Source organism: Proteus sp. G4380, from assembly GCF_963885725.1.
Classification (GTDB): Bacteria; Pseudomonadota; Gammaproteobacteria; order Enterobacterales; family Enterobacteriaceae; genus Proteus; species Proteus mirabilis.
The window spans coordinates 1-12,858 of record NZ_CAWPAV010000120.1 but is presented as its reverse complement, the minus strand read 5'-3'; the positions used below and the strand labels follow the sequence as shown (position 1 = coordinate 12,858).

The 12,858-nt window shown below is 39.4% G+C and carries 24 protein-coding genes; 11 read left to right on the top strand and 13 right to left on the bottom strand.

Annotated elements, in window-relative coordinates:
* Positions 1-20 precede the first annotated feature (20 nt).
* From AACU98_RS10800 to AACU98_RS10760, 9 genes are all read right to left on the bottom strand, one after another.
* Complete coding sequence (locus AACU98_RS10800) at positions 21-182, bottom strand: hypothetical protein (RefSeq protein WP_153274246.1); 162 nt, start codon at positions 180-182, stop codon at positions 21-23.
* A 32-nt stretch (positions 183-214) separates the two neighbouring features.
* Positions 215-673, bottom strand: coding sequence for a single-stranded DNA-binding protein (locus AACU98_RS10795; RefSeq protein ID WP_107033968.1), 459 nt, complete (start codon positions 671-673; stop codon positions 215-217).
* The gene (gene recT, locus AACU98_RS10790) at positions 663-1,469 is read right to left on the bottom strand and encodes a recombination protein RecT (RefSeq protein WP_107033969.1); all 807 of its coding nucleotides are present in this window, start codon (positions 1,467-1,469) and stop codon (positions 663-665) included. Before recT ends, AACU98_RS10795 begins: the two co-directional genes overlap by 11 nt.
* Positions 1,462-2,280 carry a PD-(D/E)XK nuclease-like domain-containing protein gene (locus AACU98_RS10785; protein WP_063693264.1) on the bottom strand — a complete coding sequence of 273 codons (819 nt, stop codon included), beginning with the start codon at positions 2,278-2,280 and terminating at the stop codon, positions 1,462-1,464. Before AACU98_RS10785 ends, recT begins: the two co-directional genes overlap by 8 nt.
* Positions 2,277-2,531: a hypothetical protein gene (locus AACU98_RS10780; protein ID WP_063693267.1), complete on the bottom strand. Its 255-nt coding sequence runs from the start codon at positions 2,529-2,531 to the stop codon at positions 2,277-2,279. Before AACU98_RS10780 ends, AACU98_RS10785 begins: the two co-directional genes overlap by 4 nt.
* Positions 2,528-2,965, bottom strand: coding sequence for an SAM-dependent methyltransferase (locus AACU98_RS10775; protein ID WP_107033978.1), 438 nt, complete (start codon positions 2,963-2,965; stop codon positions 2,528-2,530). Before AACU98_RS10775 ends, AACU98_RS10780 begins: the two co-directional genes overlap by 4 nt.
* A 32-nt stretch (positions 2,966-2,997) precedes the next feature.
* Complete coding sequence (locus AACU98_RS10770) at positions 2,998-3,255, bottom strand: hypothetical protein (protein ID WP_107033970.1); 258 nt, start codon at positions 3,253-3,255, stop codon at positions 2,998-3,000.
* A complete protein-coding gene (locus tag AACU98_RS10765) occupies positions 3,246-3,380 on the bottom strand; it encodes a hypothetical protein (RefSeq protein ID WP_255310961.1) in 135 nt (44 codons plus the stop codon). Before AACU98_RS10765 ends, AACU98_RS10770 begins: the two co-directional genes overlap by 10 nt.
* A 427-nt stretch (positions 3,381-3,807) precedes the next feature.
* On the bottom strand, positions 3,808-4,083 hold the full coding sequence (locus tag AACU98_RS10760) for a hypothetical protein (protein ID WP_107033971.1): 276 nt from the start codon (positions 4,081-4,083) through the stop codon (positions 3,808-3,810).
* A gap of 304 nt (positions 4,084-4,387) precedes the next feature.
* Here AACU98_RS10760 and AACU98_RS10755 point away from each other — a divergent pair, with 304 nt between their 5' ends.
* Entirely contained in the window at positions 4,388-4,837 is a 450-nt protein-coding gene (locus AACU98_RS10755; protein ID WP_049256526.1) for a hypothetical protein, read from the top strand.
* 23 nt (positions 4,838-4,860) lie between these two features.
* On the opposite strand, the gene AACU98_RS10750 is transcribed toward AACU98_RS10755, so the two are convergent.
* The 4 genes from AACU98_RS10750 to AACU98_RS10735 all read right to left on the bottom strand — a co-directional run bounded on the left by AACU98_RS10750 (position 4,861) and on the right by AACU98_RS10735 (position 7,383).
* A complete protein-coding gene (locus AACU98_RS10750) occupies positions 4,861-5,178 on the bottom strand; it encodes a transcriptional antitermination N peptide (protein WP_049256529.1) in 318 nt (105 codons plus the stop codon).
* Between the two features lie 431 nt (positions 5,179-5,609).
* The gene (locus AACU98_RS10745) at positions 5,610-5,786 is read right to left on the bottom strand and encodes a hypothetical protein (protein WP_159037577.1); all 177 of its coding nucleotides are present in this window, start codon (positions 5,784-5,786) and stop codon (positions 5,610-5,612) included.
* Complete coding sequence (locus tag AACU98_RS10740) at positions 5,779-6,690, bottom strand: SDH family Clp fold serine proteinase (protein ID WP_107033972.1); 912 nt, start codon at positions 6,688-6,690, stop codon at positions 5,779-5,781. Before AACU98_RS10740 ends, AACU98_RS10745 begins: the two co-directional genes overlap by 8 nt.
* A gap of 48 nt (positions 6,691-6,738) precedes the next feature.
* Positions 6,739-7,383: a LexA family protein gene (locus AACU98_RS10735; RefSeq protein WP_004247476.1), complete on the bottom strand. Its 645-nt coding sequence runs from the start codon at positions 7,381-7,383 to the stop codon at positions 6,739-6,741.
* Between the two features lie 105 nt (positions 7,384-7,488).
* On the opposite strand from AACU98_RS10735, the gene AACU98_RS10730 reads away from it, so the two are divergent.
* From AACU98_RS10730 to AACU98_RS10685, 10 genes are all read left to right on the top strand, one after another.
* Entirely contained in the window at positions 7,489-7,698 is a 210-nt protein-coding gene (locus tag AACU98_RS10730; protein WP_004247477.1) for a helix-turn-helix transcriptional regulator, read from the top strand.
* Positions 7,699-7,843: 145 nt separating this feature from the next.
* Positions 7,844-8,191: a hypothetical protein gene (locus AACU98_RS10725; protein ID WP_004247478.1), complete on the top strand. Its 348-nt coding sequence runs from the start codon at positions 7,844-7,846 to the stop codon at positions 8,189-8,191.
* Positions 8,192-8,286: 95 nt separating this feature from the next.
* Positions 8,287-8,460 carry a hypothetical protein gene (locus AACU98_RS10720; protein ID WP_004251793.1) on the top strand — a complete coding sequence of 58 codons (174 nt, stop codon included), beginning with the start codon at positions 8,287-8,289 and terminating at the stop codon, positions 8,458-8,460.
* Positions 8,457-9,224, top strand: a complete 768-nt coding sequence (locus AACU98_RS10715) for a helix-turn-helix domain-containing protein (protein ID WP_104459722.1) — start codon at positions 8,457-8,459, stop codon at positions 9,222-9,224. The genes AACU98_RS10720 and AACU98_RS10715 overlap by 4 nt, the downstream gene beginning before the upstream one ends.
* A complete protein-coding gene (locus tag AACU98_RS10710) occupies positions 9,224-10,609 on the top strand; it encodes a replicative DNA helicase (protein WP_017628813.1) in 1,386 nt (461 codons plus the stop codon). Before AACU98_RS10715 ends, AACU98_RS10710 begins: the two co-directional genes overlap by 1 nt.
* A gap of 21 nt (positions 10,610-10,630) precedes the next feature.
* Positions 10,631-10,966: a hypothetical protein gene (locus AACU98_RS10705; RefSeq protein WP_017628812.1), complete on the top strand. Its 336-nt coding sequence runs from the start codon at positions 10,631-10,633 to the stop codon at positions 10,964-10,966.
* Positions 10,967-11,033: 67 nt separating this feature from the next.
* Positions 11,034-11,483 carry a YbcN family protein gene (locus tag AACU98_RS10700; RefSeq protein WP_036919942.1) on the top strand — a complete coding sequence of 150 codons (450 nt, stop codon included), beginning with the start codon at positions 11,034-11,036 and terminating at the stop codon, positions 11,481-11,483.
* 78 nt (positions 11,484-11,561) lie between these two features.
* The gene (locus AACU98_RS10695; RefSeq protein ID WP_004245984.1) at positions 11,562-11,852 is read left to right on the top strand and encodes a DUF1364 domain-containing protein; all 291 of its coding nucleotides are present in this window, start codon (positions 11,562-11,564) and stop codon (positions 11,850-11,852) included.
* Entirely contained in the window at positions 11,849-12,205 is a 357-nt protein-coding gene (locus tag AACU98_RS10690; RefSeq protein ID WP_004245983.1) for a RusA family crossover junction endodeoxyribonuclease, read from the top strand. Before AACU98_RS10695 ends, AACU98_RS10690 begins: the two co-directional genes overlap by 4 nt.
* Positions 12,139-12,837, top strand: a complete 699-nt coding sequence (locus tag AACU98_RS10685; protein WP_223310087.1) for a bacteriophage antitermination protein Q — start codon at positions 12,139-12,141, stop codon at positions 12,835-12,837. Before AACU98_RS10690 ends, AACU98_RS10685 begins: the two co-directional genes overlap by 67 nt.
* Positions 12,838-12,858: the final 21 nt, after the last annotated feature.

The window sequence follows — 12,858 nt, the reverse complement described above, 5'->3', positions numbered from 1 at the left end:
CCTTGCACTGAGCCCTATAATTAAACGTATGGCTTAATATCAAATTGCTTGAACCATTCTTTTATTTCGGCGTATTGTTCATAACTAATTCCAATATCTTCCCGCCATTCTTCAAATGAATTTCGGGCGGCGTCTTTAGTTAAATAATAAATAAAATCCTGCAATTTCTCAGGTGTGTTCATGGTTATATCCTTTGGTTAAACGGGTAGGGTGGTTAGAAGGGTATTTCTTGGTCATCCCAATCTTGAGGCGGCTCACTTTGCGGCGCTTGATTACTCGATGCTTGTTTTGGCGCTTGCGGTTGCTGTGGTTGGCCCCATCCTTGATTCTGCTGTGTCTTCTGGCTTCCTGCCTGATTACCACCGTTACCACCAAAATCTAATTGATCAACGATAATTACCGGCGCTGATTTTTTCTCACCGTTCTGGCTTGTCCATTCTTCCATAACGAACTCACCAGTAACCGTAACCTTTATTCCTTTGGTTAGGTGCGGAGGTAACTTTTCAGCTTTAGGGTCAAACATCTTGCAGATAACCCAAGATACTTTTTCGTGCTCTCCGTAGCCTTGTTTCACTGGCAAACTAAAAGATGCAACCGCCTTACCATTTGGCGTCCATCGTTGTTCGCAATCTTTACCTAAGTTTCCACTTGCCGTTATTGTGTTAATTGCCATCAGCACCCACCTCCTCAAACTCGCCTTCAAATACTGAGGCGTTTTCCTGATCGACATTAGCCTCTGCTTTTTCATCAAGAATTACCGCTTTCTGCATTTCGATAGAGACAGGTAGATATTTAAACAAGCGACGGATAACGGTTTTCTTCGCCATTTCTTCCCAGTGAGAAACCCAAGGGCCATTTTGCCCTGCTTTACTTGATGCTCTGACTTTCTCAATTTGGTTATGCGTCATAACTTCAAACTGGACACCGCCATCTTTCAACCTTGCGACAGCGTAAACGTGTGTAATTGGTGAGTCCTCATTTTCACCCGGTACGTGCGTTAAATTTTCATTCAGTCCATACTCAAAGTGAAAGCTATCGCCTTGCCTTACCGTTCTGGCTGATATGCTGATTATTTGATTTGAGCGACGAGCCAGATCAATCATTCCACGGTAGCCAATGATTAGTTGCACATTCGATTGACCTGACTTTGCTTTACCATTGCCGAATGGGAGTAGGTAAGCATGACCTAAGGCATTACCGGGCTCTAATCCTAGCTGTGAACACTGCACAACAGCACCGATAAAACTCTGCATGTCGCAATTTGCAAGTGCTGGAGTTTTGCGAATCTCCGTTGTCACAATCCGTATCATGCGATCTGGTGTCATGTGGCGAGGAAGGGCGGCCGCTAACTGCGCCTTCATGCTTGGCTGGTTAATGAAGTGAATTAGTTGCTGATCCTTTGTTTTGGTCTTTACCTCTGTACCTTGTGTTTTTTGTAAGTCAGCTTGAGCTAATGGTGGGTTACTCATTCCTTAATTCCTTAGCCCAGTAGGGCAGTGATAATGTGCGTATACCTGCCCATTCATCCGTTTTTAGGCATTCCGCATACGTTCTTAAATTTTGTTTGTAGGTTGTTCGACCAATATCTTTTGCTTGTTGGTCTAAATTGAAAACTCTAACGGGGTATCTACCGCAGTCGATAGTCGTGCTGACAACGAGAAAGACAAATACAGGAGGTTCACCTGTTAATGATTTATATCCATCAGAATAAAAAGAGTCCTGTACGTGATATCGATATTCGTACATGGAGCGGTCAAATCGTTGAATGTCAGCGGAACTTTTTACATCAACAATCCAATGGTGATCTTGAATGAGTTTATCTGGTCTGCAACGACAAAGAATATCCGTATCTTCATCATTCCAATAAATGCTACTCTCAGCTACTCCGTTAGCTTCTAAGCACCATCTTGCGATAGGGTGCGCCATTGCACTATCTCTCATGAGCATCAACTTCCTGTTATCTTCATAAGTAATAGGTGTGATACCTTCCTTTTCACACATTTCGAGAAATTCCTTTTCCTCTTGCTTCCCTGCGTTTGTTCTACGATTTACATCAGGGCCTATCTTGTATCGCTTACTGTATTCATCTGGTTCTAACAAAAGACAATGGATAGCAGTCCCGAAATCCAATGCCTTTATTTTTTCTTCATCAACAGGGGCTTTCTTGCTCCAAATATATTCGGCTGGCATTTCGCTTATTAAATCCAACTGAGATTTACTGATCCCTAATCCATGGTGATAGTCCTCATTTGAAATATCGTAATAGATACCGGGTTTCATCCTAAAACCTCTTTATCTATCCCTATCTGAATAGCCGTTCTAATTCCATCTAAAACTGCATCCAGTGCTTGGGGACTAATTTCAAATACTGGGTTTAACTTCCTTGCTAAATCCATGCACAGTAGTTCTTCTGGTAGGCTATCCATAACCTCATCAACTGATATTTTCTCTTCCTGAGAATTAACAAACGCTTCTCGTTCCATTTGGCGTTCGTACCAGTCGTTTCTGAGTCCGTATGTGTTGGTAATCATTTAACCTCCTTAAGAAAAGAGATCCAGTGCGTCTTATCATTTTTCCCTACACGTTGCACTATAGTTGGTTTTTGGTCAGTTAGCGCTAAAACTTGCTTGGTAGGTATTTGCGTTTCATTCCACTTGAACAGCAATGTCCCTCCAGGTCTGAGCACACGAAATGCTTCACTAAATCCTTTTGATAAATCGTCTTTCCATGATTCTTTATTTAATCGTCCGTACTTTTTAAACATCCATGCGTTGTGGCCAACTCTAATTAAATGAGGCGGGTCGAATATAACTTGATAAAACGAGCCGTCAGAGAAGGGGAGGTTTTTAAAATCAGCGATAATGTCTGGTGTGATATTTAACTTCCTGCCATCACATAAAATATGTTTCTCTGCGCGGATGTCGCTGTAAATTGCTCGGCTATCTTCCTTGTCAAACCAGAACATGCGACTACCACAGCACATATCTAGAATCTGAGTCACGCAACCCTCCTTAGCAGAGCCAGCTTAGAAATAGGGACATCCTTACTTGCTTCATTGACAATCCTGTCAATCTCTTCCTTGTCGAACTGCATAATCCATTGCAGGGCTTCCACGGGGTCAATTTCCGTTAATTTAGCCAGCTCAGCGAAACTTCCTGTCTCAATACTAAGCTTGCTACTTTCGTCAAATTCCATGACTGTTTTGCCGTCTGTGTTAACCCTCATTCCTTGAGCATTTTTGAAGGCTATTTGCATAAACCCTCCTGATAGCTTTCTTTGAGTAATTCCATTGCTAACCACCAGATATCCTCACATTTCTGGCGAATAGCTACCTGCGCCTGAGCTTGCGCCAGACGGAAAATATCTTGGTTAATTTTCATAATTTACCTTGCGATAATTAGACTTAATGAAATAACTGCGAATAGAAGTAGGACGCTGAATATAGTGTCTATGTTCATGCGAAATTCTCACTATTGAGATAGCGATTGTTATATGGTTTCTCTGGTGTTGGTGCGGTGGGTTACTGCTGACCTAGGGCTTTAGAGTTTTGCTACAACTTCGTCATAACTAACTTCAAAGTCTTTGCAGGTTTCTTTCAAGTCGTTAAAGTTAATTGCGTGATTTAAGGCACTAACTTCATCCTGAGTTAGTTGTTCATCTCAGTAGTCATTAAATCCAACTGATAACAATTTACCGCCTAATATCTCCGTTCCTGCATTAACAGACGGCTCCTTGCCATCTTCATACTCAACTACGAATGTCATTTTTCCCATGTCATACCCCCTCCGTTATTAACTAAACACGATGCTAGTCATCAAGCTTGAGTTTTTGAATTAAGTTACTCACTGTGGTATCTACTGCTTCCTGATCGATAGTGTCGAATAGCTTGTTGCGTGCTTCTTCCGCTTTATTACAGCCTTCCTCATCATTGTCGTCGTAATCTATCCATAATCCAAAGTCGACATCGAAAATCTTCTCAGGCCAGCAATACTGTACTCCGACTTTTTGCTCATCTGCGTCATGAGCTTTCTTGATTAGAATCTGACGTCCATGTGACTCAAATTCCTTAAACCATATTTCCATCTCTATCTCCTATCTATTAATCAACTCACCACAGCCCACCTTGATGGACTGTAATTAGTTAACTGTGCCCGCTTTTAACCACGTCAGGCGAGGTGGTTTATTACATTCCCCAACGCAAGAAATTTGTGTATAATTCAATCACTCCAAAGTAATGATAGGATTGAATTATGAGCGATAAAAAATCGTCAAACACTACGACTAAGACGGTGTTTGTTAATGATCATATGCCGTCAAGATTAATTAAAACCCCACCTCCACCACCACCTGCAAAAACAGGGGATAATGGTAAATAATAAGGATATATATGAGCCGACAAGATGTAATTGCTAGAATTTTATATTCACATTATCTAGAGAAGCTGTACGCAACAGCGACTGGACGTATAGATAAGATCATTTCAGTGTTAACTCTTATTTTCGGCTCATCAATTATTTTGAACGGAAACCCGTTTTTGTTTGGTGTTCTTGTTGTGGTACTTACTGGTATACAGACTGTATTTCAATTCGGTAAAATGTCTGGTAGTGCAAGAAAAAGAGCTTATGATTACCTGCGTTTATACACACAAGAGTCGAAATATACCGATGAGGACTTACGTTTTCATATGCTGGAGATTGAATTATCTGACAATTCAATTTGGTCATCATTAGAAGAAATAGCTGCAGTGAAAACCGAGATTAGATTAGGAACCTCTGATTTTTCCGGGTTAACTAAACTCCGAACAAAACTTAAATTATTACGCTTAATCTGCGGTTAATTTTATAAGCCCATTCATGGGCTTTATCTCGCCGTCACCCCAAACTCACTGCTCGGCTGTTTTGTTTTAACTCCTGAAAATACTGCTACATTAGGTAAGCAACAGTTATCTACCGATGGTTGGTATTTAGGTTCAATACTTCTAGTAACTGGTATGTGACTTAATGACAGTGTTTTTTCTACTGATGTAAGTCTTTTCTCCTGAGGAAATACTGATTCTAATTTCAACTCAATATTCTTTTTTGCAATAGCTTCTGCTTTCCGTCTGGCGTGACGTCTATTTGCAGATGCTCCACGTAAAAACTCAGGCTTGCGTGATTTTTTAACTGTAATAGTTGCCATATATCCTCCAAACAGTTGGCTTTGGTGATTGGCATAGTCATGTGACTAATCATGATCCGCTATGCGAAAGTGGCTACGTCACGCCATCTTCTACACCAATCCCAAAACCTTCTGAGAAGGTTGACGCTTTATCAGCGTCGCCTTTCTGATAGCTAATACACAGCTTGCTACCATCGTTGTTAAAGAACATCAACGTGCTGTGTTCCGTTGATGGATAGTATATTCACAAATTGTGATTTTAATGTCAACCACAAAATGTGTTTATTTATTTGTTTTTAAATTAAGTCGATGATTTGAAATATAAAATAAATGGTAAATAAACACGGAATGTGTTGTTTGTCACATAAGATTGGAATGGAGATCACCTCTTTGGAGGGGAGAGGGTACAAAAAAGCCCTCGCGGGGAGGGCTGAGGGTCATTCTTAATGGTGTTAATTATTTCTAGGTTGAAAATATGCCGATGGGGAGCATTTGAGATTGAACGAAGGTGTAACTAACAACCCCATATCATCAAGATCACGAATCATTTTTACTTGTCTTTCATTTATTTCTTTATTTCTTATAGAAATGACATTTGTAATGATTTTTGAGTTAGTAGCCTTATTCATTTTCTATCTCCAGTTGTGGGTCTTCTTCATCTAAAAATGGTGTTGACCCTATGACAACTATTTCTTGATTTGATTTCATTGCAAATTGAAGTAATAAATTATGGATATCAATAACTTCAGCTGAGAAATCCTCATCGCCTGAGTAATCTTCAACTTTTAACTTTAAAGTATCAATTATAGTTTTAATGCCAATTGATCTACCATGTGAGTGCCATCGTTTATTATCAGATAATAGTATAGCTATTTCTTCCGCTCTATCCATTTTATCCTGTAAACTAACGACTTCACCTGAACTCTCTTTATAATTCCATTCTTTAAATTTATAATCAACAAGCCACTTTTTCAAGAGTTCTTTTGATAATTCTCTTGCTTCCTCATATCTTCGAAGTTCGGCAAGGTCTAAACGGTTAAGCATCATTAACTCTGCTTGAGTAACAACCCCTTGTTCGGATTTTTTTATAATCTCTTCTACTTTATCTAAATAACCTAATGCTGGAACCCATTTATCATCTGGGTTGGCTACTTGTGGGTCTATGGGGCCTAGCGATGACGCATAATCCATATAAATTCTATCACCTGACATGCACCATATTGTTCCAGCTGACATAGCAAAGTCAGGAACTATAAAATATACCTCGTCGTAGAAATATCTTGTTATTTCTACCAGTTTTTCAACTGATTCTACACTCCCACCTGTCGTCTGAAGTAGAATTACCAGTTTTTTTACTCTCCTTTTTTGGGCTGCTTTACCAAGAAAAGATACTGTTGGTTGGAATGCATGTTTAGACCAAAAATTTATTCCACCATAATAAGACACAATATCAGCATCAGGAAAGTGTTTTTCCTTAAACTTATCAATGTTATATGTTATAAATCCTTGCAGCGCATTATCTAAATTTTGCATAAAATTATCCATGTATTTAAATCATATTACGTTTTTATTCCCCACACCCTAAAACGTGTCGTCAGGCCATTGTGATTTGATTACCTTACCTATGATTGTGCAATTCCCGTTAATAGGGATCAGATCGAAGCGAGGGTTTAATGGCTCTAGATACTCAATTCCACCATCTCTAATCAATCGTTTGAATGTGAATTCATCATTCAGTAAACGCGCGACGCAAAAATCTCCGAACTCAACTTCTTCCTCTGGATCAACCAAGATAAGCATTCCTTCTGGAAAGCTTGGCTTGCCTCCTGGTGGTGCTGTCATTGATTGACCTTCAACTTCTAACCAGAAAGAACGTTCACTAGCTTTCTTAGCTGTAGGTATCCACGACACAGCATCTTTCTGGGTGTATGAGTTAAATTCTGTTGAGAAAGCGCCGGCCTGTACCTTTGTGAATAGAGGGTATTCATAATTTTTGATCACTTGCTCACTTTGACTGCCAAACATTAATTCGGCAGGTGATATACCAAGAGCTTCACTTATAACAATCGCATCATCAGCGCTAATCTTGCGCTCTCCAAGCTCATAGTTTCCTATTCTGGACGCAGCAGAGTAGCCGCACAATTTAGCTAATTGAGCTTGACTTAGCCCTCTTGATTCACGAATGGATTTTAACCTTTCGCCAATAACTTCATTTACTTTTTTCATGTATACCTTTTAACACAAACCGTGATAAATGTATTTAAACGTTTTGTGGTTGACAGTTAATCACATATTGTGTGTAATATTGAAATAAACAAGGAGGATACACACATGAACAATATCGCAGAACAGCGAAAAAAACTGGGAATTTCTCAAGCTGTTTTAGCTTCATCAATAGGATGGGGGCAGTCACGAATTGCTAACTATGAGTTAAACATTAGAACTCCTAGCTTAAATGACTGCCGAGCTATTGTTGAAGCATTACAAAAATTAGGGGCAAATTGTTCTTTAGACGACGTTTTCCCTCCAAAAGTAGCTTGATTTCACCACGTTCTTTAATAACCGCAGGGTTCTTGACTGCTACGGAGTCGCTGATAAAGCGACAACTCTTCCCCCAATATCAACTCATACGGAATGAGTCACGGATCATTATTGTCCCTTAGTTAACTCATAAGGACTTTAAACAATGGAATGCGCAAATACACGCAAACAATTCAATCAATTTATCTCTAACCACCTAATAGCTTCAGCATTACAAGCATTGAGAAATAAAACTCAGTCTGCCGTGGCTAGAACGTTAGGTGTTCATGATTCAACTATCCTACGTCGAACTGAAAAATATCCTGAAATATGCGAAACGCTTGTCGCATCGGGAATTATTGATTTTGTGATGGAAGGAGAACGAAAAATCTCAGAAGAAGAGTACCGATTTTTGTGGAAACAAATGGGTGAACTTTCTCAAATGAAAATAAAAGAAAACGCCTCGATTGCGGCAACAAACGAGGCGTGTTGTTCAATGGAATTCACCATTTAACGTACAAATACACTGTATCAATATCCAGTTTTTATCACAAGGGGAAACTTCGGTTTCCCTTTTTTGATACAGCTTTGGAATGGAGAAATTATACCATGAGACAAAGAATAAATCATGAATTTAATGGCTGTGATGAGCATAAAAACATCATGAGAAATAGGCTATTACAAGAAATAACCCCACTAGGTTGTCAGCGTTTAAAGGAAGCATTGAAAGACGCAAAATTAAGGAAAGCACATCGGGATAAGTTATTAGGAGAGCGAAAATGAGTATGCTTCTAATGGCAAAAGCCATGCAATTACAGGTGGGGAGTACAGCACAAAAAATGGTGCTACTGAAACTTGCTGATAATGCCAATGATAAAGGTGAGTGCTTTCCTTCTTATGAGACTATTGCACGTCATTGCGAAATTAGCCGTCAAAGTGCGATAAACCACATTAAAAGTTTATGTAAAAAAGGGTTTGTTCGTAAAGTTACGCGAAAAACAGATAAGGGGCATACTTCCAATTTATATATTCTGGATTTGGAGGCTAAATCTCTTGATGACGGTAGTCAAAATACAGTACCACCTAGTCAAAATTCTGTACCAGAGGTAGTCAAAGAATTTGACCACGGTAGTCAAACGGTTGGACTAGGGGGTAGTCAAAAAATTTTACCCAGAACCAGTCAGTCTTTTAACCAGTCAATTAACCCTAAAAAATTATCGTCTGACGACTCGAAACCTGCAAAGCAGATTTCAATTAATCGGCAAGCTAACATTCCTTATCAGGAAATTATGCAAGCCTTCAACGAATCGGCAGGGGATAGATTACCCAATGCCGAATCACTGAATGACAAACGCAAACGAGCAATATCCAAATTCCTGAAAGAGCTCAAAGAACCCACAGTTGAATCAGCTAAAAATTATTTTGATTATTTTATGGAAACGGCGAGTGCTTGGTATTTCGGCGAAAATAATCGAGGTTGGCGAGCAAATTTTGATTATTTACTCAGACCTGAAACGGTACTCAAAACAAGGGAAGGAGCACTGTGATGAACCAAGTTCCGAATAATTTAATGGCGGAACAAAATGTTATTGGAGGACTACTGCTTGACCCGCAAAGTGATAATGCGCAATCAATTTTTTCACTGCTAAAACCTGAAGATTTTTATACCCGACACCATCAAATTATCTATCTCACTCTGCGAGAAATGTATACCCAACGTATGCCAATAGACATCATGACGGTGACGGATTATCTGGAGTCAAAAGGGCGAATTAATCAATCAGGTGGTTTTGCCTATCTTGCTGAGATGGCAAGAGAAACACCGAGTATTGCTAACATTATGGCTTATGCGAAAAAAATCCGAGAGTGTTCCGCACAGCGTTTTGTTATCGAAAAGACGGTTGAAATTCAAAAACTCATGATGGTGCCAAGTGAGTTAAGTTTTACGGATAAAATTGAACAAGCACAACGCTTGCTTGATGAAGCCACTTCGTTTGGAAAAATGGGAAAAAAAACAGGGTTGCGCCGAATTGATGATGTGTTGGATGATGTTTTTACCGACATTTGTGACCGACAAGATAACCCAGAGAAACATCGAGGATTAAAAACGGGATTTAAAGATTTTGACCGCCTATTAAGCCCGAAACAGATTGTTATCGGTTCACTGTTCGTGATTGGTGCTCGCCCTAAGATGGGGAAAACAACCGTTCTCACTGAAATGGCAAAAAATGTCTCACAACAAGGTAAGCCTGTATTGCTGTTCAGCATGGAAATGACGGATAAACAGCTTGTTGAACGGACACTAGCCCAACAAACCCAGATTAATTCAGATAAATTTTACCAAAAGTTAGAGGAGCATGAATGGGATAGGCTTTGCAGTGCCATCGGTCGCCTTAAAGATGAGCCCAATATTTGGGTGGATGATACACCTGGCATGTCCTTACAACACATTCGTTCTGAAAGTCGGAAAATCAAACGCAAAGTCGGTGATATTGGGTTTATTGGTGTCGATTACCTCACTCTGATGCAAGCGGGAAAAGCTGACCGTAATGATATTGCCTATGGTGAAATCACTAAGGGGCTAAAAATATTGGCAAAAGAGCTCAATACGGTGGTTGTGTTGCTTGTACAACTGAATCGGGGATTAGAAAACAGGGCTGACAAACGTCCCGTACCAAGTGATTCAAGAGACACAGGACAAATCGAGCAAGATTGTGATTATTGGTTAGGCATTTATCGTGATGCGGTGTACCACGATAATGCGGATGAAACGCTGACCGAGATGATTTTAAGGCTCAATCGACACGGTAAAACAGGCACCGTGTATGTTGATCAACAAGGATTGAGTATTACACCGGTTGATCAATATATGGCTGCTTATCGCGCTCAACCGAAACGAGAACCCAAAAAATATTGTGAAAAATCGTTTTAATTCGATAGAGGGATTTTAGATATGACAATAAAACAACTACAGAAAAAAATTCATCAACAAAACATTGAGGCTGGATGGTGGGATATCCCAAGGGAAAAAGGAACCTTACTTTGCTTGATCCATTCTGAAATTAGTGAAGCAATGGAGGGAGAGCGTAAAGATCTAATGGATTACCATTTACCACATAGAAAAATGGCAGAAGTTGAACTTGCTGATGCTGTTATTCGTATTTTGGATTATGCGGAAGAGTTCGGTTACGACATCGAAAGCGCTATTACAGAGAAACTCGAATACAACAAACATCGAGTAGATCATCAGCGAGAAAATAGAGTTAAAAAAGGAGGTAAACGATTTTAATTTAGCAATTTCCGAGATGAAACTAGGTGTTTGTATATTTAAAAAATAATGATGGAGAGGTTGTTTAGTGACAGATGATATCTGTCTCCATAAATCTAATCTCAACAGTATTTTCAAAGTGCTCTCCGAAATCGTGACAACAGGTAAACGCTATCGCATCAAAATCACCGAGTGGCGTGATTTAAGAACCATACCCATGAATAAAACATGGCGTATGTGGATGGAAACCACAGGCGAGTGGTTACGTGCACGTGGCGTTGTTATCGATATTAAAAATGGTGTCGGTGAAGTTGTTTTATCAAAGCCCATCACTAATGAGGAAACTCATGAATATTTCGTTGGACATTGGCTAGGACGCAATGAAAACGGTGAGCGTGAAAAAACCAGCAAGATGGATAAAGCAAGGATGCTTTACATGATGGAGAAACATGAACAATGGTGCATTGAGAAGGGAATTCCGATCATCATTCCTCGTAATTCTGAATATATGAGTTTGAAAAGAAAGCAAGAAGAATAGGAAATAGTGATGATTATTTCAGTTAATAACATGATCGTTTTTATTTTAAAGTGATAAAAAATAGTAATCAGGAGGCTCATGATGAATTTACGCAATGAGGCAAAAGGGCGTGAATGTCAGATTAGAATACCTTCAGTTTGTAATGGTAACTCTGAAACGGTTGTTTTAGCCCATTACAGAATGTCAGGTCTTTGTGGCGTCGGAATAAAATCGCATGACTTATTTGGCGCTTGGGCTTGTAGTGCATGTCACGATGAAGTTGATAGACGAACACGATTTACGGATATGGAGTATGCAAAACAATGTCACCTAGAAGGTGTTTTGAGAACGCAAGCCATATTGATCCAAGAAGGGAAGTTGAACGTGTGAAGGTCTTTAATATCGAACCAGTACCTAAACCAAGGATGACTCAGGCTGATAAATGGAAAAAACGTCCCCCAGTTTTAAAGTATTTTGCGTTTAAGGACGAAGTAAAGTTAAACAAAATCACCCTACCTGAATCACATTACCACATTACATTCATTCTACCCATGCCGAAGAGTTGGAGTAAAACTAAACGCTCCGAAATGAACGGTAAACCCCATCAACAAAAACCGGATAAAGATAATCTCGAAAAAGCATTACTTGATGCTATTTTTGACGATGATTCACGTGTATGGGATGGGCGGGTAACAAAAGTGTGGGGAAAAAGGGGGCAGATAATTATCCAAGAGGTGCGATAGTGAATATTGAGTGGATACGCGAGCGAGTAAGTACAGCGTTGATGAATGTTTGTATTATAGAAAATGGGCCGTTAAGTGCCATGGAGGAACAAGCAATACTTGTAACCGATAGGTTTAAAAGAAACCCAATACGCTATGCGGGTGAAAGAAAGTCTCGATACAGACTCCCCTCACATCCACTCAAAATTAAGCAAAAACATGCCAAAGGAAAATCAAAACCATTAATTAATGAAGTTACTTATCGCACTTCATCATGGCGCAGAGGTATTCATCAATTGCCTAACGAAATGCGCTTATGGTTACTCTATTGCTATGGTGATTATCAATATTATCGTGAGCAAATACTCATTGTTCCCTATATTTGGCATGAGTTTCAGCGATTAAATAGTAAAAAAAGGATAACGAAAAAAGTTAAGCAACGACTTCAATCTCTTACCTTACTAGCCATTCAGGCGGTAAAAGCAGAAATTAATCAAACAGCAAAAAAATATACGGATGTTAAGCTCGCTGGATTGTTGGGCGTCAGTGCTGATGCTTGGCGAAAGAGCTATAAACTGTATTGGATTTGTTTATTAGATTGTTGCTATCAATTAGATAGAGATTCGCTATTCAAAATTAGCGCTTTAAGCTGATTAAAAAAGTTGCAAAACTCC